The organism is Thermococcus sp. MAR1 (genome assembly GCF_012027305.1).
In the GTDB taxonomy this organism is placed as follows: Archaea; Methanobacteriota_B; Thermococci; order Thermococcales; family Thermococcaceae; genus Thermococcus.
This window is the reverse complement of the sequence record NZ_SNUF01000001.1, coordinates 115347-137173: the sequence shown is the minus strand read 5'-3', so window position 1 is coordinate 137173 and position 21827 is coordinate 115347. Positions and strand designations below refer to the sequence as shown.

At 54.1% G+C, this 21827-nt stretch carries 20 protein-coding genes, 1 pseudogene and 1 CRISPR repeat array; of the genes and pseudogenes, 11 read left to right on the top strand and 10 right to left on the bottom strand.

From position 1 onward, the window contains the following. The first annotated feature begins 2 nt into the window (after positions 1-2). Genes E3E25_RS00750 through E3E25_RS00735 form a run of 4 tightly spaced genes read left to right on the top strand, consistent with a single transcriptional unit; the run spans position 3 to position 2595 of the window. Complete coding sequence (locus E3E25_RS00750) at positions 3-209, top strand: helix-turn-helix transcriptional regulator (RefSeq protein WP_167891446.1); 207 nt, start codon at positions 3-5, stop codon at positions 207-209. Then, entirely contained in the window at positions 202-564 is a 363-nt protein-coding gene (locus E3E25_RS00745) for a hypothetical protein (protein ID WP_167891445.1), read from the top strand. The genes E3E25_RS00750 and E3E25_RS00745 overlap by 8 nt, the downstream gene beginning before the upstream one ends. Then, positions 551-1309: an ABC transporter ATP-binding protein gene (locus tag E3E25_RS00740; RefSeq protein ID WP_167891444.1), complete on the top strand. Its 759-nt coding sequence runs from the start codon at positions 551-553 to the stop codon at positions 1307-1309. Before E3E25_RS00745 ends, E3E25_RS00740 begins: the two co-directional genes overlap by 14 nt. Beyond that, positions 1306-2595, top strand: a complete 1290-nt coding sequence (locus E3E25_RS00735) for an ABC transporter permease (RefSeq protein ID WP_167891443.1) — start codon at positions 1306-1308, stop codon at positions 2593-2595. Before E3E25_RS00740 ends, E3E25_RS00735 begins: the two co-directional genes overlap by 4 nt. Positions 2596-2684: 89 nt before the next feature. Beyond that, positions 2685-3397: direct repeats of the CRISPR family, unit length 30 nt; unit sequence CTTTCAATTCTCCTAGAGTCTTATTGCAAC. Between the two features lie 466 nt (positions 3398-3863). Here the strand turns inward: E3E25_RS00735 and E3E25_RS00730 are convergent. After that, positions 3864-4277, bottom strand: coding sequence for an RNA-binding domain-containing protein (locus E3E25_RS00730; protein WP_167891442.1), 414 nt, complete (start codon positions 4275-4277; stop codon positions 3864-3866). A 71-nt stretch (positions 4278-4348) separates the two neighbouring features. Between E3E25_RS00730 and E3E25_RS00725 the strand changes: the two genes are divergently transcribed. Further along, a complete protein-coding gene (locus tag E3E25_RS00725) occupies positions 4349-5158 on the top strand; it encodes a ZIP family metal transporter (RefSeq protein ID WP_167891441.1) in 810 nt (269 codons plus the stop codon). Here E3E25_RS00725 and E3E25_RS00720 read toward each other — a convergent pair. Together E3E25_RS00720 and E3E25_RS00715 are read right to left on the bottom strand one after the other, a co-directional pair. Continuing rightward, positions 5144-5701: a dephospho-CoA kinase gene (locus tag E3E25_RS00720; RefSeq protein WP_167891440.1), complete on the bottom strand. Its 558-nt coding sequence runs from the start codon at positions 5699-5701 to the stop codon at positions 5144-5146. The two genes, E3E25_RS00725 and E3E25_RS00720, sit on opposite strands and share 15 nt — an antisense overlap. Before the next feature lie 155 nt (positions 5702-5856). Further along, positions 5857-9136 (bottom strand): annotated as a pseudogene (locus E3E25_RS00715) (DEAD/DEAH box helicase); the annotation flags it as partial. 71 nt (positions 9137-9207) lie between these two features. On the opposite strand from E3E25_RS00715, the gene E3E25_RS00710 reads away from it, so the two are divergent. After that, positions 9208-9792, top strand: a complete 585-nt coding sequence (locus E3E25_RS00710) for a hypothetical protein (RefSeq protein ID WP_167891438.1) — start codon at positions 9208-9210, stop codon at positions 9790-9792. Here the strand turns inward: E3E25_RS00710 and E3E25_RS00705 are convergent. The 5 genes from E3E25_RS00705 to E3E25_RS00685 form a co-directional block, all read right to left on the bottom strand. Continuing rightward, positions 9777-10757 carry an ABC transporter ATP-binding protein gene (locus E3E25_RS00705; protein ID WP_167891437.1) on the bottom strand — a complete coding sequence of 327 codons (981 nt, stop codon included), beginning with the start codon at positions 10755-10757 and terminating at the stop codon, positions 9777-9779. The two genes, E3E25_RS00710 and E3E25_RS00705, sit on opposite strands and share 16 nt — an antisense overlap. Before the next feature lie 9 nt (positions 10758-10766). Then, positions 10767-11747 carry an ABC transporter ATP-binding protein gene (locus tag E3E25_RS00700; protein ID WP_167891436.1) on the bottom strand — a complete coding sequence of 327 codons (981 nt, stop codon included), beginning with the start codon at positions 11745-11747 and terminating at the stop codon, positions 10767-10769. Further along, a complete protein-coding gene (locus E3E25_RS00695) occupies positions 11740-12915 on the bottom strand; it encodes an ABC transporter permease (protein WP_167891435.1) in 1176 nt (391 codons plus the stop codon). Before E3E25_RS00695 ends, E3E25_RS00700 begins: the two co-directional genes overlap by 8 nt. Before the next feature lie 12 nt (positions 12916-12927). After that, a complete protein-coding gene (locus E3E25_RS00690) occupies positions 12928-13929 on the bottom strand; it encodes an ABC transporter permease (RefSeq protein WP_167891434.1) in 1002 nt (333 codons plus the stop codon). A gap of 78 nt (positions 13930-14007) precedes the next feature. After that, the gene (locus E3E25_RS00685) at positions 14008-16179 is read right to left on the bottom strand and encodes an ABC transporter substrate-binding protein (protein ID WP_167891433.1); all 2172 of its coding nucleotides are present in this window, start codon (positions 16177-16179) and stop codon (positions 14008-14010) included. Between the two features lie 228 nt (positions 16180-16407). Here E3E25_RS00685 and E3E25_RS00680 point away from each other — a divergent pair, with 228 nt between their 5' ends. Next, positions 16408-16653, top strand: coding sequence for an Lrp/AsnC family transcriptional regulator (locus E3E25_RS00680; RefSeq protein WP_088865137.1), 246 nt, complete (start codon positions 16408-16410; stop codon positions 16651-16653). On the opposite strand, the gene E3E25_RS00675 is transcribed toward E3E25_RS00680, so the two are convergent. Then, complete coding sequence (locus E3E25_RS00675; RefSeq protein ID WP_167892552.1) at positions 16654-17001, bottom strand: signal recognition particle protein Srp19; 348 nt, start codon at positions 16999-17001, stop codon at positions 16654-16656. It abuts the gene before it with no gap. 58 nt (positions 17002-17059) lie between these two features. On the opposite strand from E3E25_RS00675, the gene E3E25_RS00670 reads away from it, so the two are divergent. The 4 genes from E3E25_RS00670 to gltA all read left to right on the top strand — a co-directional run bounded on the left by E3E25_RS00670 (position 17060) and on the right by gltA (position 20933). Next, positions 17060-17698: a DUF257 family protein gene (locus E3E25_RS00670; protein ID WP_167892551.1), complete on the top strand. Its 639-nt coding sequence runs from the start codon at positions 17060-17062 to the stop codon at positions 17696-17698. After that, positions 17679-18440, top strand: coding sequence for a tRNA (adenine-N1)-methyltransferase (locus tag E3E25_RS00665; protein ID WP_167891432.1), 762 nt, complete (start codon positions 17679-17681; stop codon positions 18438-18440). Before E3E25_RS00670 ends, E3E25_RS00665 begins: the two co-directional genes overlap by 20 nt. A gap of 170 nt (positions 18441-18610) precedes the next feature. Continuing rightward, positions 18611-19486 (top strand): sulfide/dihydroorotate dehydrogenase-like FAD/NAD-binding protein, encoded by an 876-nt coding sequence (locus E3E25_RS00660; protein WP_167891431.1) that lies wholly within the window; start codon positions 18611-18613, stop codon positions 19484-19486. A 1-nt stretch (position 19487) separates the two neighbouring features. Continuing rightward, positions 19488-20933, top strand: coding sequence for an NADPH-dependent glutamate synthase (gene gltA, locus E3E25_RS00655; RefSeq protein WP_167891430.1), 1446 nt, complete (start codon positions 19488-19490; stop codon positions 20931-20933). A 320-nt stretch (positions 20934-21253) separates the two neighbouring features. Here gltA and gcvH read toward each other — a convergent pair whose 3' ends face one another. After that, positions 21254-21658, bottom strand: coding sequence for a glycine cleavage system protein GcvH (gcvH, locus tag E3E25_RS00650; RefSeq protein WP_167892550.1), 405 nt, complete (start codon positions 21656-21658; stop codon positions 21254-21256). Between the last annotated feature and the right edge of the window lie 169 nt (positions 21659-21827).

Sequence of the window (21827 nt, the reverse complement as noted above, 5' to 3'; positions counted from 1 at the left end):
CCATGAAAAATCGCCTGCGAGAGCTAAGGGAAGCCAAAGGATTAACCCAGGAGGAACTGGCGAAGGCCTTAGGCGTGACGAGGCAGACGGTGATAGCGATTGAGAAGGGTAAATACGACCCATCGCTGAGGCTGGCCTTCAAGATAGCGCGCTTTTTCGGCGTTAAAATCGAGGATATATTCCTTTACGATGGTGAGGGGGATGAGTAAGAAATTGGCCGGGCTGATGGTTTATCTCCTCGGCATAGGGCTTGGCGTGGCAAAGCCGCCGGTTGAAAGACTTGCTTGCATGAAAGTGCCGAGCGGAGAGGTCTGCACGGGGGTAAACACGCCCCTGCTCCTTATCGAGCTCGGGCTGGTTATGGTTGGGGCGCTGCTCCTGGGACTCGACCACGGCTTTAAAAACGACCACGAATTAAACGGCTGGCTTGGAGTCGCCATCGGACTTGGAACTGCATTCATCGGAGGATACTCGGAAATCTGGGTGGTTTTTCTCTTTGGGGTTGCGCTCGCCACCCTTGGACTGCTCCTTTACAAGGTGGGTGGGAAGCATGGCAATGGTTGAGGTTCTGAACCTGGAGAAGGACTACGGAAAGGTGAAGGCCCTCAGGGGGATAAGCTTCTCCATCAACGAGGGCGAAATATTTGGCCTAATAGGGCCCAACGGTGCCGGGAAGAGCACGACGCTGAAAATACTCGCAACCCTTCTCAAACCGACCGGGGGGAGGGCAAAAATAGCGGGCCACGACGTGGTGAAGGAGGCCGACAGGGTCAGGGAAATCATCAGCTACCTGCCTGAGGAGGCTGGGGCGTACAAGAACCTCACCGGCTACGAATACCTTCAGTTCATGGCGAAGCTGTACGCCAAGGACGAGGGGAAAGCTAAAAAGATGCTCGAACTCGGCGTCAAGCTTTCCGGTTTGGGCGAGAGGCTCGACGACAAGGTTTCTACATACTCCAAGGGAATGACGAGGAAGCTCCTCATAGCGAGGGCCCTGATGGTAAAACCCAAGCTCGCGATACTGGACGAACCTGCCAGTGGGCTTGACATCGTGAACGCATACGCCATAAGGCAGATGATAAGGCGCTTTTCAAGGACTGAAGGGGTTACGTTCCTGCTCTCAAGCCACAACATGCTTGAGGTGGAGTTCCTCTGCCACCGGGTCGCCCTGATAAACGAGGGACAGATAGTAGAGGTGGGAACGCCAAAGGAACTGAAGGAGAAGTACGAGGCAGAGAACCTCGAGGAGGTCTTCATGCGCGCTGTCGGAGTGAACATCGGCGAGCCAATAGGGGGTGAAGGAGCTTGAGCGACTTCTGGGTCATGGCCAAGAAAGAACTCTGGAACCTCTTCAGGGACAAGAAGCTCGTCTTTGGCCTCGTGGTCGTCCCGCTGATACTGCTTCCGGTGATGGGAAAGGCCGTGAACATCGGCATGGAGCAGGCCCAGGGAGAGACACAGGTCACGATAGTCAACTTCGACGAAGGAGCCTACGGAAACCTGCTGATAAAGGCCCTAGAGGTTGCTCCTAACGTCACGGTAACCGTGGTGAACGCGACGACGCTTGACGAGGCCATTCAACAGGCCATCCAGCAGAAACAGAACGTTCTCGTGGTCATTCCTCCAGACTTCACGGCCAAGCTCCAGGCCAACGAGACCGCCACAGTCGAGATATACGGCATCTTCATGAGCATAAGCACGGGCATAAAGGAGAGCGTCAGCGAAGGCAGGATAAACGCCGTTCTCGGGATACTCAGCGACGAAATAGCCAGGATAAAGGTGAAGAACCTCGGCGCGGGCAATCCAGACGCCATACTACAGCCGATAAGGACCGAGAGCAAGTCCGTCATAAACAACAATGTCGTGAACGTGTCTCCAACCGCGGTTTCAAGCGTTATAGCGGCCCAGGCCTTCACGATACCGCTCATAGTCTTCATGATGGTCATGATAACCTCCCAGATGGCGGCCGGAGCCATAGCGAGCGAGAAGGAGAACAAGACGCTGGAGACGCTCCTCACCCTCCCCGTGGCGAGGACGAAGATAGTCGCGGCGAAGATATTCGGAACGGCCATGATGGGTCTGGTAGCGGCTATAGCATACATGATAGGCATGCGCTACTACATGAGCTCCTTTGGGCTGGGTTCGAGCGGGGTGAGCCTCGAAGACCTGGGTCTGGTCGTCACCCCCACGGGGGCGCTGATGTTTGCCCTGGTTGTGTTCCTGACGATAATAATCGCCCTCAGCTTAGCCATGATAGTGGCGACCTTTGCAGAGGACGTCCAGAGCGCCACAACGCTGGTCAGCGCGGTTATCCTGCCCCTGGCATTTCCGGCCTTCCTGCTGATGTACACCGACATAAACGACCTTCCAGCCCTCGTTAAGTACGTCCTGCTGGCGGTGCCCTTCACACATCCTGTGGTGGACTACCGCTACGTCCTCCTCAGCAGCTACACGCCGATAGCGATAAGCATGGCTTACCTAACTGTGGTGGCGGTCGCCATACTCTACGCCACGGCATGGCTGTTCTCAACGGAGAGAATCCTCACGGCAGGGGTCAGCTGGGGCAGAAGGAAGAAGAAAAAAGCAACCGAGTGAGGTTTTTCATCTTTTTAATCCTCGTGGAGTCTTATTGCGGGGGGACGTTCCGTCCCCCACACCCCCTCGGACTTAAATGCATGAGAACCCCCAAAATTCTCCTAGAGTCTTATTGCAACCGTAGAGCCCTACTTTTTGTAGCCCTTCATTTCCAGCTTTCAATTCTCCTAGAGTCTTATTGCAACTTGAAAGGTCAGCTGGCGAGAAGTGGTCAAAAGTGTCGATCTCCTTTCAATTCTCCTAGAGTCTTATTGCAACTTTGGCTCCGCCGGGGGAGGACACTTCGAAGTACATGCCTTTCAATTCTCCTAGAGTCTTATTGCAACCTCACCGGGGTTGAGCCTGCCGATCTGTCCGATTATGCTTTCAATTCTCCTAGAGTCTTATTGCAACACTACCTCGTGCTGTCGCCGGAACTGGGGTCAAGGCTGCTTTCAATTCTCCTAGAGTCTTATTGCAACTCGCACACATACCACTCCCATATGAGTTTGTTGTACAGCTTTCAATTCTCCTAGAGTCTTATTGCAACACGAGGACAACTTTAAGGAGGTTGTGAAAAATGAAGGTCTTTCAATTCTCCTAGAGTCTTATTGCAACTCGGCTACGAGATGGCTTCAGCGGGGCTGTCATATAGAACTTTCAATTCTCCTAGAGTCTTATTGCAACTTGTCGTGCTCATGCTCTGCTACGAGATGGCTTCAGAGCTTTCAATTCTCCTAGAGTCTTATTGCAACTTTCCGGGTGGTTTCTGAGACCTACGCGCTCAACCGCCCTTTCAATTCTCCTAGAGTCTTATTGCAACAGGCGGGAATTTCCCTCCATTTGCCCAATAAAGCCCTAAACCACTTCCAATATTTAAGCTTTTCTGGAAACCGCCGTAAAAGAAGCTATTGGGGCGTCCAAAACAGAACCCCTGGAACGCTTTAAGGAGCCCAAGCCAAGATTACCGGGCCTAAAAAACTTGATGAACACAGATGCTCACGGGATTTCCCTGGACTTAGAAGGTCTTTAAAGCCCGAAAAATGGCCTGTAAGCCAGCTAAAGCCAGGAAAAAACAGTTTTGATAGGGTTTAGACTGAAAGGGGCGAGACCACGGCCATATTCCAAACTTCGAAAAAATTTCGTTACATAATATCCGAGAAAATGGAACAAAAAGTGACAATAACTAAAGAGCGAAAATCGATTTCCCTGGCAAAATTAAGGCTTCAATTGTCCAGAACAAATCTGAAAAGCGACAAAAGCAAAAGTTAAGGACTCCCATCGTGATGCTACTCTATCGGCACCCCATCCTTCGTCCTCGGTGCGAGCCACTTCATCAACCTCTGCGGGTCTTTCGTCCTTATGATTATCGTTATCGGGCCCAGCGGGGATTCCTCGTTGAAGTTAACAACTCCAGCGTAGGCCGCCTGCTTGTTTACCTTCACGATGATCTCCTCGCCAAAGTAGCCCTCCTCAAGAAAACTCCTTGCTGTGTCGAGTATTGCCTGGCCGCGGAAGAGTTCGTAGAGCCTGCTTAACGCTTTCCTGCTTCTCGTTTTACCGGTTAGAATGACGTAATCGCCCCTATCGAACGCCTCGAACTCCAGGTCATGGACAAGGTTCAGCATCGCCTTCTTAACCTTCTCGATGTCCTCTGTCGGGTAAACGTAAGCCTCAACCTCGACTTCCTCGAAGAGTTCCATCCTCTCACCCAGAAGAAGCTCGCGGGAAGGCTTATAAACCCAACCGCCCAAGTAGTTAGGGTGGCCTAATAGTGTTAGAGAACTTCGTGGCCAATCTTGCGGAGTGGATACTGAGCATCTCGAACGGCGAAATCATGTGGGTTGCCTTCTATGCCGGACTTTTCGTCGCCCTCATGACATCTCTCGGAGCTATGGTGGTGATATTCGCCAAGAGCCTCCCCGAGGGCGGCGTTGACTTTGCCCTCAGCTTCGCCGCAGGCGTGATGATAGTGGCGGCCTTCACGAGCCTCATTCTGCCGGCGATAGAGAGCACCGGCTCCTTTTCACCTGCCGGAATCGGGATAGCACTCGGGGTACTGCTCATCTACGCCATAGACCGCTTTCTCCCACACGAGCACCTTGTTAAAGGCTACGAGGGACCCAAATCCATGAAGGACAAGCTGAGGAAGGTCTGGCTTCTCGTCATAGCGGTGATAATCCACAATCTACCGGAGGGACTCGCCGTTGGGACGTCCCTCGTCTACAACCTTGAGGTCGGTCTGGTGACCACTATAGCCATCGGAATCCAGGACTTTCCGGAGGGAACGGTCGTCTCGCTGCCCCTCGCGACGATACAGAAGAAGCGCCTCCAGCCGATAGCGATGGGAGTGCTGAGCGGCTTCGCCGAGATGGCGATGGTACTCCTTGGGGCGTATTTCTTCAGCCTCTTTGCCTGGCTTTTGCCCTACGGCCTCGGTTTAGCAGGAGGGGCGATGCTCTACGTAACGGTCAAAGAGATGATACCCGAGATATACAGGGGAGAAAAGGGCGACACGCTGATAACCCTGGGATTCTTCCTGGGCTTCTACGTGATGCTGTTCCTCGACTCAATGCTCGGATAGAATCCTGTCAACGAGCTCCCTCACCCTCTCCCCGTACTCCTCCCTGCTACAGTCGTTCACCACCATGTAGTCCGCCATTGCGATGACGTTCCCTATGCCGAATTTCAGCTCTTTCCAATCGCGCTCCTCGAAGTCCTCCCACGTTCTCGGATCGTCGTGTCTGCCCCTTGCTCTGAGTCTCTCGAAGCGGAGCCTTGGAGGTGTGTGGACTGCGATTATCACTATCTCCTCATCGGGAAAGGCACTCCGAAAAGTGCCAACTTCATCGAGGGAGCGGACTCCGTCGATGACTACAACAGGGCTCTCCTTCAGAAGAACCTTGACCTTCTCAACGGTAAGCTTTGCCACCGCGTTCTGGCCAAGCTCCTGCCTCAACCGTATGCTGACCTTGGCAACGTTTTCCTTGGTAAGTTCCAGACCGCGCTTTGCCGTCTCCTCCCTCACGACGTCCCCCATAGAAACGCTCGGAAAGCCTCTCCTCTCGAACTCCTTGACGATTTTACTCTTTCCAGACCCTGGCATTCCAGTCACGATGATTATCATAGTGCCCACGCCAGAGTAAAGGGGCTGGATTTAAAAGTTTGACCCTTACTTGAGAAAGTCATCGAGGGTTCCCTTCCGGGCTTTTTGTGACTTCTTAGAGCCATTCTTAGCCCCTTTGGGCATCTCCACTCCAAAGTGCCTGAACAGTCCCTCAACCACCTTCATTCCAATGCCCTCAACCTCCAGGAGGTCCCTTACCTTTGCGCGCACTATATCCTCCTGAGTCCTGAAGCCTGCGTTGTACAATGCCCGGGCTCTCTTTCTCCCTATGTTGGGCAGCCGAACCAGTTCGAGGAGTTCTTCCCTCACGCCATGCCTCAGCCTGAGGTGCAGGTCTCTCAGGTAGCTCAGCACATCTTTCTCAGGCTCAAAGAGCTTGTAGAGTTCAATGAGCGAGTACATCAGCCAGTCCGCGAGCTCCAGAATCCGGTATAAGTCGCCGGGGTCAATGCTGTAGGTCTCGTATATCCTCACCTCAGGAACCTCGTTTATCCAGTCAAGGAGGATTTTCGCGGTCTTTACTTCGCCCAAGAAGGTCTGGAACCGGTAGTCCTCGTAGTATGGGATGTTGATGTAAAGCATATCCTCGAACTCGTAGGCCAAATCAAGGTAGTCCTCCATTTCCCTCCTCCGGGCGTTCAACGTTGCCATGTCTGGCGTCGAGGCTATCAGCTGGAAGATTCCGAAGGGGTTGGGGTTTCTTTCAAGCTTCGGAAAGGCGTCCTTGAACTTCTTCGCCGTCAGAGGGTCGATGTAGAGCTGAGACGTGCGCTTTCCGAAGGGAAGGGCTATGAAGCGGTCGTTCATGTCCATGTCCACGAACTCGTTTTCGATAAGGAAGTAGACTATGTCCTTCGCCTTGTACTCTATCGAGCTCGTGTCCTTCCTCTGGTGGAAGTAGAAGGTCTTCTCAAGGAAGCTTATCAGCTCCCTGAAGTTTGAAACGCCGAAGTTCGTTATCAAAGCCAGAACCTGACTCCTGAAGGCCTGCTCGTTGGCGAGCATCGAGAACAGCTTTTCCGGCTTACCGTGGATGTACCTCTCCATCAGCCTCTTTGGGTCTTCGGTTCTCGCCACGATGATGGCCTCGCCAACCCTGTCGTACTTCGGCCTTCCGGCGCGACCCATCATCTGCTGGATTTCGAGGACGGGGATGTCAGTCCAGCCGAAGCCGGCGTAGCGCTTGGTGTCGCGGATTATTACTCTGAACGAGGGTAAATTCACACCAGCCGAGTTGTGGACTATGAAGCCAACGCTGTAACTCTCGTCGTCTTCAACCTCAAGATTATAGACGTCACCATCGTAGAATTCCTCCTCAACGGAGCGAACTTTGAAGAGAAGATAGCCGTTCCAGATCGTGTTCACGTTGTAGGTTCTATTGCCCTTTTGTGGAATCTCAAGACCAAGTTCTTCGAGTAGTTCATAGTACGAGCGTCCGCTGATTTTGACTTCATAGATTGGTTTCCGGTTCTTTCCTATTCCTGGCTCTCTTATACTCCTCGAAACAGATGAAACGTAGCCGAGAGAGCCAAGGAGGAGCTGAAGCCCATAGGCCAAGGTAGGCGAAACTGTGGTGTAACTTATGTAGTTGGCCCTCCTGCTGTTGTCTCTTCGTATATAGCCGTCCCCTTCTATAAGACCCCTAACCAGGCCAAGCCTGACTTCCCGGTTCTCGTTAAAGAGAAGAACATCGGGAATTCTCTTCTCATGTGCTCTGTGTCCAATATTTTCTCTGAGCCACTCGGCAAATCTCCTGTTGCAGAAGCGGACGACTCTTCTATTCCGTTCATGATCTCTCACAACGACGTTAGCGTATGGGAAATACTTTTTGATGGTTTGTGCAAGGAATTCTGTAATCTCGTTTTCATGGGAACCAATGGCAAAGTTTATAGCTCCCGTTTTGGATGTTGAGCCTTCAGCAATCCAAAGACCTACTAGTCTGGCAGTTTCGAAGTTTAGAGGAAGGAATTTGGGTGTTCTCTGTACCGAGGAGTGCAATTTATCCGTTTTTCCGAACTGGTTTGAGATATAAACTGGTTTCTGCAGAGGAATCCTATCCACTGTAATCTTTGGCTCCGGGATCGGTTGGAGGAGCATGTAAGATACCTTCTCGTCCCTGTTGCTCTCAACGAGCTCCTTGAGCTCCTGAGCGGTCATCCACTCCGGCCCCTCAAACTCCCACCATATCACCTGCCTGCCGTCTGAATAGTGTGACTTATGACGGATTCTCTTAACAACCCAGACCATGTGTTCTGGCGTTACCCTCACCGGAACGGTTCCCATCGCTTTGATTACGAGCATTTTACCCTGGTGGGGTCTTCTTAGAGGTGTTATAACTTTCTTAAAATGACCGCTGTGGGTTAGAACTTCATCCCCCCCTCCAAGCTCGCTTACTTTTTTAACGCCGTTTTTTGTGATTACCGGGGTTTCTGGATGCATGCACAGCGTTGGAGTGGCGGTTATCACCTTAATCAAGCCCTCCCTGAAGGCGTCCTCTATCATCGTCCTCTCCGCCCTGCTCAGGCCGGCGTGGTGAAAGGCCACACCGCCCCTGATGGCCTTTTTGAGCTTCTCCGTTGTAGGGTTGTCCTCGATGGAGGCAATCAGCTCACTCAGCTGCCTTGTCTCAGGCTTGGTCAGGAGTTTTGCTATCTTTGAAGATAGGGAGACGGCCTCCTTCTCGGCCGAGCGGCGAGTGTTCACAAAGACGAGTGCCTGCTTGCCTCTCTTCACCGCGTCAATTGCCAGACTCTCCCAGTTCTCGGGGTAGCGCTCTATTTTGCCATCCTCCCAGATGAGCTCCCCTAGGTGAAAGACGCCCTTCCTCAGTTCAACAGGCCGCCAGTCGCTCACGACGAGCTCTGCGTTGAGCCACTCTGCCAGCTCCTCGGCGTTTCCAACGGTGGCGCTTAAAGCTAAAATCTGGGCCTTTCCAAGCATGTGGCTGAGTATCATCTCAAGGGTTGCACCACGGTCGTAGGAGCCTATGAGGTGAACCTCGTCGGCAACGACAAGCTTGACGTCCCTTATCCAGTTCGAGCCGTGCCTCAAAAGGGAGTCAAACTTCTCGGAGGTGGCGATGATTATGTCGTACCTCCCGAGCCACTCGTCGGTCGAGTCGTAGTCACCGGTGGTGGCCGCGACGCGAAGACCGAGGGCTTCCCATACTTTGAACTCCCGGTACTTCTCTTCAGCCAGAGCCTTGAGCGGAACAAGATATACGGCCTTTCCTCCCTCGCGAAGGAGCTTGTCCACCATAACTATCTCGCTCACGAGGGTCTTCCCGCTCGCGGTGGGGATAGCCAGAACGAGGTTTTTTCCCTCTAGGACGCCGCTCTTCAAAGCTTCAGCCTGCGGCGGATAAAGCTCCTCTATGCCCCTCTCGATAATGACCCTCTTCACGCGTTCGTCAACCGGGAGTTCCTCGATCCTCATGACCCTCAGCTCCGGAAATATTCCACCGACGGTTTTATATGCTTATCCCACCTACTCCGCGGGGGAGGGAAATGAGGCTGAGGGTTCCCTACGTGCTCTTCGAGACAAGGACCGGGAAGTACGGTGTGGATGCTTACTTCTCGCTGAGGGTGGAGAAACCGGAGAGACGGGCGACACTGATAAGGAAAGCCGAAGACCTTGTAATGGTAGAGGAAAAGCCAATGGGGGCACTTCTAGAGGATAAATCAGTTGTGGAATACCTCACCTCGCTCTTCGTGACCCTCTACGACCTCAGCGGTGAGAGGTTCAACGAAAGAGCCAGACACATGAGGCGCTGGAACATATGGAGGATCATAGGGATACCCACAGGACATCAGCGGCACGTGGACAGGGACGAGGAGCTGGCCAAGAAGAACAGGGAAGCCCTGCTGGCCCTGGCGATAATGAGGAAGGTCCTCGGGGCAAAAACTCCGCTCGAGCTGAGCGGGATAACGATAAAACCGCTGGGCTATGCCTTTCTCGAATTCGATGTGGAGGGTGGAAATGCCAGCGACCCGGTGTACAGGGAGCTGTTCAGGATAGACTCCAACGCGGGAATGGCGCTACCGTGGTTAAGAACTGAAAAGAAGGGAGAGCAAGATCACGCCTTGCCGTAGAGCCAGCAGGCAACGTAGTGACCGCTCTCGACCTCTATGAGGGGCGGCTCCTTCTTGTCGCATAGGCCTGCCTTCGCGAAGGGACACCTCGGGTGGAAGCGACATCCAGCGGGCGGGTTTATCGGACTGGGCGGCTCTCCCTCAACCTTCATGCGCTTGGCTTTGAGTTCCCTGGCAAGCTCAGGGTCTGGAACAGGTATGGCAGACAGCAGGAACTTAGTGTATGGGTGGAGTGGGTTCTCGAATATCTCCTCAGCGGGCCCGACCTCAACGAGCTTCCCGAGGTACATAACGCCCATCCTGTGGCTCATGTACTTAACTACACCGAGATCGTGGCTGATAAACAGGTAGGTGAAGCCAAACTGTCTCTGGAGGTCCTTCATCGTGTTGAGGATGTTGGCCTGAACCGAAACGTCGAGGGCCGATGTGGGCTCGTCGAGGACTATGAACTCCGGCCTGAGGGCCAGCAGTCTGGCGAGGGCTATTCTCTGCCTCTGACCGCCGCTGAACTCATGCGGATAGCGGTAGAGGTGCATCTCGTTGAGGCCGACGCTCTCCAGAAGTTTTACCACAAACTCCTCCGGGTCGTCAACCTCTATGCCGTGGAACTTGACCGGTTCCATGATTATTTCAAAGACCGTCTGCCTGGGGTTCAGGGATGAGTAGGGGTCCTGGAACATTATCTGGGCCTTCCGCCTGAACCACTTCATCTCCTCCCCCTTGAGCTTTGTGACGTCCTTCCCCTGAAAGATGATTTGACCGCTGGTGGGCTCTATGAGGCGAAGGATCGTCCTCCCAGTGGTCGTTTTTCCGCATCCGCTCTCACCGACGAGGCCGAAGGTTTCACCCCTGTTTATCGTGAAGCTAATGTCATCAACGGCCTTGACGTAGCCCTCCGTTCTGAAGAGTCCCCTAATTGGGAAGTACTTTTTGAGGTTCTTAACCTCAAGTATCGGTTCGCTCATGCTATCACCTCAGTACAGGTGGCAGGCCACGAAGTGGCCGGGTTCCATCTCCTTCAGCTCGGGAACCCTCTCCTTGCAGACTCCCATGGCCTTCGGACACCTGGGGTGGAAGCGACAGCCGCTGGGAGGTTCTATCAGGTTCGGAACCGTTCCGGGTATCGTCTCAAGGCGCTCTATCTTTGCCATCGGATTTGGAACCGCGCGCAGGAGCCCCTGCGTGTATGGGTGAAGCGGGTTCTTGAATATCTGGTCGACGGTGCCTATCTCAACTATCTTACCCGCGTACATAACGGCAACGCGGTCGGCCATCTCTGCGACAACGCCCATGTTGTGGGTGATGAGTATGACCGTGGTGTTGTACTCCTCCTTGAGCTTGTTCATGAGGTCGAGGATCTGGGCCTGAACCGTAACGTCCAGAGCTGTGGTTGGCTCGTCTGCTATGAGTATCTTTGGGTTGTTGGACACTCCGGTTCCTATAACAACACGCTGCTTCATTCCTCCGCTCAACTCGTGAGGATAGTTCTTCACCCTGCTCTCCGGGTCCGGGATTAGGACGCGCCGGAGTATGTCTACTGCCCTTCTGAAGCCCTCCTTCCAGTCCTTCACGGTGTTGTGAACGACCATCGCCTCGGCTATCTGATAGCCAACGGTGTAGAGGGGATCAAGTGAGGCATGCGGGTCTTGGAAGATATAGGCGATTTCTTTACCTCGGATATCCCGTATCTCCTCCTGAGAAAGCTTCAGCAGGTCCACGGAAGAGCCATCCTCACGATGGTATATCACGCTCCCCTCGACGATTCTTCCCGGACTCTCGATGAGCTGGGTTAATGCCCTCGAGGTGACGCTCTTTCCGCAACCGGTTTCCCCGACGAGGGCAAAGGTCTCACCGCGGTAAACGTCGAAGGAAACCCTTTCGATGGCCTTGACTATTCCAGCGTAGGTGTAAAAGTGAACAGTCAGGTCTCGAACCTCAAGGATTGGCTCAGGCATTGTTCTCACCCTCCTCGCTCTTCTTGACCTTGAACTCTATGCTCCTCCTCGTCTTCGGGTCGAGGATGTCCCTCATCGTGTCCCCGAGGAGGTTCCAGCCGAGGGCAACGAGCATGATCATGAAACCCGAGAACGTGACCAGCCACCACTTCTCCGGGAAGTACTGGGAGCCGTCGTAGACTATCCTTCCCCAGTCCGCTATGGGCGGCGTTGCACCCAGACCGAGAAAGCTCAGGCCAGCCTCCATCAAGATGACACCACCAAAGTCGAGGGTGATGTAGACGAGTATCGGGCCTATGATGTTGGGAAGTATATGCTTGAACATTATCGTTCTTGAGCTCAGACCTATAGCCCTTGCCGCCTCAACGTAGAGGTTCTCCCTCTCGGTGAGAGTTGAACCGCGCGTGATCCTTGCGTAGGCCGGCCACCAGACGATTATCATCGCCAGTATGACCGCGAGGAGCTTTCCGAGGTTGCCAGCGTCCTGGGGTTCGAGCGCGAAGAGCCACAGCACAAAGCTCTGAACGGTCTCATGGGCAGAGATGAAGTTCTGAAGCCTCTGGGGGAGCACGGCGGAGAAAGCTATGGCCAGTATGAGCGGCGGGAAGGCGAGGAAAACGTCCGTGATGCGCATCACAAGCTCGTCCACCTTGCCACCATAGTAGCCCGCTATCAAACCCAGGATGATGCCCAAAGGAACGCCCAAGGCGATAACGATTATGGATATTACGAAAGACACCCTAGCGCCGTAGAGGATGAGACTGACGAGATCCCTGCCGTAGTGGTCCCCACCGAGGACGTAGTGTATCGTGGCGGTGTACTGGATTATGTTATCCCCCTGGAGTTCGGTGACGTTCATGGTGTAAGTTGAACCCGGGGGAGCGAGGTATGTCTCAAAGTTGTAGTTGCTCGGGAAGAAGCGATAACTCCAGGGCGCTAAGCTGGGGCCGAAGAGGCCGAGGAACACAAACATCAACACCAGTACGAAGCCTATAAGTCCCGGGGGCGAGCGGTTTAGGGCGTAGAGCATGAGCTTCCACTCTTCCATCTTGGAGCGGTTCTTCCTTTTCCAGTCCCTTCTGAAGAGACTGATGAATGAACCAAGGGCTTCAACTAAGGCATCGGAGAGCCTATCGAGGACGTTCTTCTTGTATTCTTCTCTCCCCATTTTACCACCTCACTAGTACCTCACCCTCGGGTCTATCAGCGCGTAGAGTATGTCCACGACGAGGTTCGTTATGAGGAATATCAGGGCGAAGACCATGGTTATCGCAACAACTGCCGGGAAGTCGAGGTTTCTGATGGACTCTATGACGTACGAGCCCATTCCGGGCAGGCCAAAGACGGTCTCGGTGATGGGGGTTCCCCCAAGGAGGCCGCCGAACTGGAGGCCGAGGACGGTAACTATGGGAACCATCGCGTTCTTGAGGGCGTGGCGGTAGATGCCCCTCTTCGGAACACCCTTGGCCTTTAGGAAGCCCACGTAATCGCTCCCTATTGCCTCAAGGAAGCTGTTCCTAACAAACCTGGCCAGAACACCAGCGCCCATGAATCCAAGCGTGAATCCGGGCAGCCAGAGCCGGTGAATGTGCTGGCTGAGTGTGTCGAAGTCGCCCGTCAGCAGGGCATCTATCATTGGGATGTGGGTTATTTGATGCTCAGGGGGAGCTGGAAAGCCGGCCAGCGTTATCCAGTGCACCTCAACAAAGAACACGTAGATGAGAAGATAACCCAGCCAGAAAACCGGCATCGAGACACCCGTGAGGGCAAAGAACCTTATAACAGTATCCACCCAAGTGTTGCGCTTTAGGGCAGAGATTATACCGAGCGGGATGCCTATTATCAATATGAAGAAGAACGCCATCAACGCCAGCTCAAACGTTATGGGGAACCTCTCGCTTATGTCGTCAAAGACGTAGTTCGACGTCCTCGGATCAACTATACTGTTCCGTGCAAGCCCGCTGATCAAAAACCAGTACTGGTCGTACCAGGGCTCGTCGAGGTGGTACTCCTTCCGTATCTGCTCCATGTAAGCCTGGCTCGCCTTCTCGCCCCCAGCCCAGGCCCTTGCAACATCCGCGGGGATAACGTACGCTATCAAAAACACTATGAGCGTGACTCCAATGAGGGTTGGTACGAAGGTGAGGAGCCTCCTTATAAGGAACTTCCTCAGGTTCGCCAATTCGATCCCCCCTGCACTCTTTGGAATGCCTCTGTGGGACAACTCTAAAAATCAAGGAAGAAAAAAGAAAGCTCGAAATCAGCTCACGGTTACCTCCAGGCTCTTGAACTCGGTGGCACCGTAGAGGAATGGGCCAACCCAGTTGTCGGAGTCAAGGTAGTCCGGGACCCATCCAACGACGTAGACGTCGTACTCGCCGTGCTCGGTCTTGTCGAGGTAGGTCGGCCAGTTGTAGCTGTTGACGGTGACCTGGAAGCCGAGCTGGCTCCAGACGTTCTGGAGGAGGGTCATTATCTTCTCACGGGCACTGTTGCCCTCGTTGTAGATGAGCTCGATCTTGTACTTGGACGGGTCAACACCGGCCTGCTGGAGAAGCTGCTGGGCCTTGGCGAGGTTGTACTTGTACTGGGTTATGCCCTCCTCGGTGTAGCCGGGCCACGGCTTCGGTATCGGACCGTAGTTCCTTTCGAGCAGTCCCTGGTACACGATCTTGGATATCTGGTCGTACGGAACGGCGTAGGCGAGTGCCTCCCTGACGAGCGGGTCGTTGAAGGGTTCCCTCTGGGTGTTAAAGACGAGGAAGGTCAGTATCGGCTGGAGGATGTCCGTCTGAACGATTGACTTGAATCCGTTGAGCTCGAGGCCTTTAACCGTGTCCATCTTCTCGGGCGGAATCGCAACGACGTCCGCGGTTCCGGTCTTGAATATGTTAATCCTCGCCATAGCGTCGCTGTTTATGATGTAGATGACCCTCCTGTGGCCTGGGTTGGCGGTGGCGTTCCAGTAGTGCGGGTTGTACTCGAGGACTATGTAGGCGTCCTTCTGGTAGTCCGCAACGTAGAATGGTCCGGTTCCGACGGGCTTGTTGTGCATAAGCTGGTGGGTCGGGTCACTCTTGCCCTCGCTTAGGTAGTTCCACCAGGCGCTCGGGTCGTGGCCGTTGTCGCTCGCCTGGAGGGCCTCCTGGTACTTGTCACCGAGAAGGTACTCCATTGGGACGACGCTGAGGAACGGGTCGGCGAGTATTCCAAGGACCGGGGCGTATGGCGCCGGGAGGACGAGCTTGAAGACTCCCGCGGTGTCACCGCTGTAGCCGAAGAACTGCTTGAGCTCGTCGAGGCTCTTCACGGTTGTGCTCTTGCCGTTGAACTCGGCTATGAGCGGGTGCTCCTTGAGGTACTGGTCGAACTCCTCCTCGGTGAGAGCTGAAGAGTGGTTGACGTCCATGAAGGCGTCAACCATCCAGCTGACGCTGTGGCCGAGCCTCTCAACGCGGAGGAACGTGAAGGCCACGTCGGTGGCGTCGATCGGATAGGTCTTGTCGTCCCACGGGTCGTAGGCCTTTACCCCACCGCGGATTAGGAAGTACCACTCAGTACCGTCCTTGTTGTGGGCCCAGGCAACGGCCAGATCGGGGCTGACCTGCTCGGTGTTCTCCTTCCAGTAGGTAACGAGGGTATCACCTATCTCGTGCCATATCTCCCATCCAAAGGTCTCGTAGGTCATCGCCGGGTCAAAGCTCTCCGGCCAGCCGAAGGTGGCGATGGTGTAGGTCTCGGGATCGTTCTTGTAGTCCTTGATACCTATCTTGACTGAGGGAGCGTTCTGATCCTCGCTGAGGAGGTCGTAGCGCTCCGCAAGGGTCGGGTGGTAGTAGCGTCCCTTGACCCAGTTCCAGTAAACGCGGAGTTGCCTGTTCTGACCGAGGATAACCTCGGGAACCAGCTTATTTCCGAGTATGTAAACGGCCTTGAAGAGCTCGGTTCTTATGGTTGGGTCAGTCTGGCGCCTTGCCGCAATGATGAGGGCATCCACGTGCTCGTCGCGGAAGAAAGCCGGGTCAATCGCACCGAATCCCTGGCCCTGTTCCATGAGAGTCTTAACGTCCGGGGTGTTGGCAGTGTCAACCTCGTATTCAACCCTTATGACCTTCTTTCCACTTGGGATGTTCACGGTGGGGCTGGCGCCCTTCGGACCGACTATCACAACGCTTTTGTCAGTGACTATGACGTAGACGTTGTCCATCTCGGCTATTCCCGGCTTAAGCTCCGGGGGAGCGGGGGACTGTGTTGTTGAGGTTCCAGTTCCGGCTGGAGAAGTGGTGGTCTGTCCACCAGCACTAGAAGTCGTGGTCGGGCTCTGTGGGATGGTAGTGGTCTCTCCCTTACCTCCACCAATGCAGCCGCTAGCAACAACAGAAAAAGCCACTAAAAAGACAACCAGCAGGGCCATTGCAGCCTTTGCCTTCATTAATAACCACCCCTGTACATTAAGGGCGTTGATTTCTACAACGGATTCCGTAATAAAGCTTTCGATGTACCCATTGGTAGCACAGTGAGGGATTATGAATACCTCAGAACGCTACCGACCAGTGAAAATGGAGTGAAGCCATCTCAGGGATTCCTCGAAAAACTACGAAAAGCTTAAATGAGATGGAAGGCTAAATAAAGGCGTAAAGCCTTTCAGCGGTGGTGGAAAATGGTTAGGTCGTATGTTTTATTGACTGTAGAGATTGGGAAGGTTGAAAGTGTTATAGAAGCCCTCAAGCAGATACCCGGCGTTACGAGGGCGGACGCCGTCACCGGACCCTACGACGCGATAGTTCACATCGAGGCCAAGGACCTCGGTGAGCTCACAAGAAAGATACTCCACGACATACACAACATCGACGGTGTTATAGACACTACTACCGCCATAGTCGTGGAGATGGAAGAGGAGGAGTGATCACCTCTTTTTCTTCCTGGATTTGTGCTTCTTCTTGCCCTTGGCTTTAGCCTGGATTTTCCTGATTTCCCTGATCTTCTGACCTATCATTTTGAGGCTTTTCCCCTTGGAGTGTTTGCTCTCAAGGCGGAGCATCCCCCTGAGCCTGTACTCCTCGTCCAGGCCCGCCAGACGGGGATTGAGCTTTGACTCGTCCATCTCGACGATCTTCATGCCCAGTGCCCTTGCGGCGTCCGCTATCTCCCCGATTTTTGGACCGTCAACGGCGAATTCCTTTCCAACGGCCCTGCCGTACCTCCTGCTTAACCTGACATCGAGTTCGCTGGGCCACACTACAAACCGTTTCATCCCTTCCACCTAACAAGGTTTAAAAGAGGAGCCGTTAAAAACCCTTTTGGTGAGTCCTATGGAGACCTCGGTCCTCGAAAAGTACCTCTTCGGAAAGGCCGAGAGAGGCGATACCGTTCTCATAGAGTATCGACCGACGTATCCGCTTGAGGAGCTCTCATGGGGATTTCTCATACCTGCTCTAATAGAGAGAGGGGACGTTGTCATAGGAGATTTCTTCGGTATCGGTGATCTCCTGTTCAGAAACTACATTCGCAGAATTTCCGGCAAAGAGTACTCCGACGTGATCGAACTCATAAAGAAGATAAAGGTCGTCAAGATAGGACCCGGCTCGGCCAGTTACGGAGAGGTCATAGAGGAGGTCGTTCCCGTCTACGACTCCCACAGCTTCCTCAAAAACTACCACACGGTCGTTAACAGGATGACCCACTCGCCGAAAAAGCCCGAGTACTTCGTGACCTTCGGGCTCTCCCACTACGTCCACTTCGGCGGGGACGAGGCCATGAAAGCCCTAATAACCGGGATAAGTACGATACCTATGGAAGACTGGGTCGGGATACACTTCCTCAACGTTGATGTGCTCAGCAAGGCCCATCTGGCAATGCTGGAGGAGATGGCCTCGATAGTATTCCACGTATCCAACGATGAGCTTATCGTGAAGAAGGGCGGTGAGATTTTTGATTCGGGAAGGGGATAGGGTTCTTCTGGTCGACAGGAGGGGAAAGAGGTACCTTGTGACGGTCTCGAAGGGCGAGTTCCACACCGACCTGGGTATAATCAACCTCGGTGAGCTGGTGGAGAAGGACTACGGGGAGAGCGTCATCAGCCACAAGGGCGAGGAGTTCAGGATACTGAAGCCGGACGTCAACGACATCATAGCGAAGATGCGTCGCGGCCCTCAAATCGTCCATCCCAAGGACGCCGGTATAATAATCGCCTACGCGGGTATTTCCCCGGGGAACACCGTGATAGAGGCCGGCGTTGGAAGCGGGGCCCTCACAATATTTCTGGCTAACATAGTTGGCCCCCAGGGCAGGGTCATCAGCTACGAGCTCAGGGAAGATTTTGCAAGTATAGCCCAGAGGAACGTCGAGATGGCTGGCTTCGCCGACAGGGTCACGATAAAGCTCAAGAACATCTACGACGGCATAGACGAGGAAAGCGCGGACCACATAGTTCTCGACCTGCCCCAGCCGGAGAACGTTCTCCCCCACGCGGTCGAGGTTCTGAAACCGGGTGGCTACTTCGTCGCCTACACGCCGTGCATGAACCAAGTTCACAGGTTCTTCCAGGCGTTTCAGGAGTACAGGGAGCACTTCTACAAACCGAGGGTCGTTGAGGTTCTCGTCAGGGAGCACGAGGTCAAGAAGGAGTGTATGAGACCAAAGACGACCATGCTGGCGCACACCGGCTACATAACGTTTATCAGGAAGCTCTGATTCTTGTACTCCTGAATGTATGGTCCTTTTTTGAAAATTTCTCGTGGGGAAGGGCTTATTCCGAAATCTATTCGCCCAGCTAAACCAAAGGTTAGCAACATCTTTATAAACACTTTTGGTTGCAAACCTTTAGATGTCCAAATTTGACCACCTGCACGGAGGTGTTCATCGTGTATAAAATCCTTGAGAAAAAAGAGATTGCCATGAGAAACACCTGGTACAAGATTCATGCTCCGCACGTTGCCAAGAAGGTTAAGCCCGGGCAGTTCGTCATCGTCAGGGCTTTTAAGAACGGCGAAAGGATCCCGCTCACGCCAGTCATGTGGGACCCCGAGGAGGGCTGGATAGTTCTCATCGTCTTCACGAGAGGCAAAACAACTGCGAGGATGGCCGCGGAGCTGAAGGAGGGCGGCGAGATACTCAACATAGCCGGACCTCTTGGGAACCCCGCGGAGATGGAGAAGTTCGGAAAGATACTTGCAATCGGTGCCTACACGGGAATAGTTGAGGTCTACCCGATAGCAAAGGCCTGGCAGGAGCTTGGTAACAAGGTAACCACACTCCACGTGACCTTCGAGCCAATGGTGGTCCTCAAAGACGAGCTTGAGAGGGCTGTTGGCAGGCACCTCCTTGAGACCGTCCCGATAGACATGACCAAGAGCTTCCCCGAGAATATGAAGAACGTGACAAAGAGGCTCACGGAGAAGGTGCGCGAGCTTCTCGAAAAGGAGGAGTGGGATCTCGTCTTCATGGTCGGGCCCACGGGGGACCAGAAGGCCGTTTTCGAGGTCGTCAAAGAGTTTGGAGTTCCAATGAAGGCTGACCTCCACCCCATAATGGTGGACGGAACCGGCATGTGCGGTGCCTGCCGTGTCACCGTCGGCGGCGAGGTTAAGTTCGCCTGCATAGACGGACCAGAGTTCGATGCCTACAAGGTTCACTGGGACGAGCTCATAGCTAGGAGCGGCTATTACACAGATATGGAGCAGAGGGCCATGCAGGAGTACATGAGACTCATGCAGCAGGCCGCTCAGGGGGGTGAATGAAATGGCCGTCAAGAGGAAGATCATCAAGGAGCGCGTTCCGACGCCGGAGAGGCCGGCGGAGGAGAGGATAAAGAGCTTCGTAGAGGTTAACCTTGGTTACACCTTCGAGCTTGCCGTTAAGGAGGCCGAGCGCTGCCTTCAGTGCCCCTACAACTACGCGCCCTGTATCAAGGGATGTCCGGTTCACATCGACATTCCAGGCTTCATAAGCAAACTCGTCCAGTACCGCGACGATCCGGACAAGGCCGTCAAAGAGGCCCTCAGCGTCATATGGGCATGCAACTCTCTCCCGGCCACCACGGGAAGGGTCTGCCCGCAGGAGGACCAGTGTGAGATGAACTGTGTCATGGGCAAGGTCGGTGACAAGATAAACATCGGCAAGCTTGAGCGCTTCGTTGCCGACTACGCCCGCGAGAAGGGCATAGACGAGGAGCTCCTCTTTGAGATGGTGCCAAAGATAGAGAAGAAGGGGCAGAAGGTTGCCATCATCGGTGCCGGCCCGGCCGGACTCACCGCCGCCGGCGAGCTCGCCAAGCTCGGCTACGACGTTACCATCTACGAGGCCCTCCACGAGGCCGGTGGAGTGCTCATGTACGGCATCCCAGAGTTCAGGCTGCCCAAGAGCATCGTCGAGAGCGAGATTGACAAGCTCAAGAAGCTCGGAGTCAAGATACTCACCGACCACATAGTTGGAAGGACCGTCACCATTGAAGAACTCTTGGAGGAGTACGACGCAGTCTTCATCGGCTCAGGAGCAGGAACACCGAGGCTCATCAACGCGCCCGGCATAAACCTCAACGGAATCTACACGGCCAACGAGTTCCTGACGAGAGTCAATCTAATGAAAGCCTACCTGTTCCCCGAATACGACACCCCCGTCAAGGTCGGAAAGCGCGTTGTTGTCATCGGAGCCGGAAACACGGCCATGGACGCAGCCAGGAGCGCAAGGCGCTTCGGTGCAGAGGTCATTATCGCCTACCGCCGCGGTCCGGAGGACGTCAGCGCCAGGGTGGAGGAGGTCGAACACGCCAAAGAGGAGGGCATAAAGTTCGAGTTCTTCGTCAACCCTGTCGAGTTCATCGGGGACGGCAAGGGCAACCTGAAGGCCGTCAAGTTTGAGAAGATGAAGGCCCTGGACGAGAGGGACAGCAGGGGCAAGAGAAAGATCGTCGGAACCGGCGAGTACGTGACGATAGAGGCCGACACTGTTATTATAGCCATCGGGAAACACCCGAACAGGCTCATAGTCAACACACCCGGTCTCAAGGTTGAGCGCGGAAGGATAGTCGTTGACGAGAACCTGATGACCAGCATCCCCGGCGTCTTCGCCGGTGGAGACGCGATAAGGGGCGAGGCAACGGTTATCCTCGCCATGGGCGACGGAAGGCTGGCGGCTAAGGCCATCCACGAGTACCTCACGAAGAAGAGGGAAAGCAAGAACGCGTGAGCCTCTCTTCTTTTTTCAACTACCACCCCAGTAGTTAACTTCTGCCCCAGTAGTTGCGGCACATTTATCAAAGTTCCAAGAGGAGTAGTTCTAAGGCGATGACGAGCCCTAGAGTGGCTGAGGGATAATATGATGAAGGGCATACTGGCCGAGCCGCTAGGCTTTTAACATCCTTTGATGAGAGGAAAAAGCGGGCGATGAAGACCTCTAGGGTATCTGAGACCGCGCTCCGCGCGGAAAAATGATGACGGTCAAGAACTGAGCTCAACCCCTATTCTTCCAAAATTGCCATTATAAGAGGGAAAAGCGAGAGGAGACGCTCAGAGGCTCTCCAAGTACTCGGCGTAGGCTTTGGCGTCCATGAGCTCCTTGAGCTCCTCATCGAGGTTGCTCGGCTTGAGCTTGGCGATCCAGTTCTCGTAGGGATCCTCGTTGATGAGCTCAGGAGAATCTTCAAGCTCCCCGTTGACCTCAACGACCTCGCCACTCACCGGAGCGTAGACTTCTGAGACTGCCTTGACGCTCTCCAGCTCGCAGAGAACGTCGCCCTTGCTGACCTCTTTACCGACCTCAGGAAGCTCGACGTAGGCAAGGTCGCCGAGCTCCTTCTGGGCGTAGTCGCTTATTCCGACGAGAACAGTCCCATCATCAAGAACCTGAACCCACTCGTGGTCCTTTGTGTAGTAAAGACCTTCCTTGACCTTGTATTCCCCAACCTCAATCATGAGCATCACCGTTTTCCTCTAGAACCGCCGGAGATTTAAACCTTTCCATAACGAACCCTCCACGATGGGGCCCCGAGAGAGCAACGCAAAAACCTCCGATTTTTCAGGCATTATCCGAACGGATTTCACAATTTCGGGCAATATCATTGCGTCTGCAAAATCGTTATAA

Coding starts and splice junctions, on each gene's coding strand:
- gcvH (WP_167892550.1), bottom strand. CDS start 21,658: ATGATTGAGGTTGGGGAATACAAGGTCAAGGAAGGTCTTTACTACACA.
- E3E25_RS00720 (WP_167891440.1), bottom strand. CDS start 5,701: ATGATAATCATCGTGACTGGAATGCCAGGGTCTGGAAAGAGTAAAATC.
- E3E25_RS00745 (WP_167891445.1), top strand. CDS start 202: ATGAGTAAGAAATTGGCCGGGCTGATGGTTTATCTCCTCGGCATAGGG.
- E3E25_RS00685 (WP_167891433.1), bottom strand. CDS start 16,179: ATGAAGGCAAAGGCTGCAATGGCCCTGCTGGTTGTCTTTTTAGTGGCT.
- gltA (WP_167891430.1), top strand. CDS start 19,488: ATGGCCGTCAAGAGGAAGATCATCAAGGAGCGCGTTCCGACGCCGGAG.
- E3E25_RS00675 (WP_167892552.1), bottom strand. CDS start 17,001: ATGAAACGGTTTGTAGTGTGGCCCAGCGAACTCGATGTCAGGTTAAGC.
- E3E25_RS00710 (WP_167891438.1), top strand. CDS start 9,208: ATGAGGCTGAGGGTTCCCTACGTGCTCTTCGAGACAAGGACCGGGAAG.
- E3E25_RS00740 (WP_167891444.1), top strand. CDS start 551: ATGGCAATGGTTGAGGTTCTGAACCTGGAGAAGGACTACGGAAAGGTG.
- E3E25_RS00670 (WP_167892551.1), top strand. CDS start 17,060: ATGGAGACCTCGGTCCTCGAAAAGTACCTCTTCGGAAAGGCCGAGAGA.
- E3E25_RS00680 (WP_088865137.1), top strand. CDS start 16,408: ATGGTTAGGTCGTATGTTTTATTGACTGTAGAGATTGGGAAGGTTGAA.
- E3E25_RS00730 (WP_167891442.1), bottom strand. CDS start 4,277: ATGGAACTCTTCGAGGAAGTCGAGGTTGAGGCTTACGTTTACCCGACA.
- E3E25_RS00695 (WP_167891435.1), bottom strand. CDS start 12,915: ATGGGGAGAGAAGAATACAAGAAGAACGTCCTCGATAGGCTCTCCGAT.
- E3E25_RS00750 (WP_167891446.1), top strand. CDS start 3: ATGAAAAATCGCCTGCGAGAGCTAAGGGAAGCCAAAGGATTAACCCAG.
- E3E25_RS00705 (WP_167891437.1), bottom strand. CDS start 10,757: ATGAGCGAACCGATACTTGAGGTTAAGAACCTCAAAAAGTACTTCCCA.
- E3E25_RS00700 (WP_167891436.1), bottom strand. CDS start 11,747: ATGCCTGAGCCAATCCTTGAGGTTCGAGACCTGACTGTTCACTTTTAC.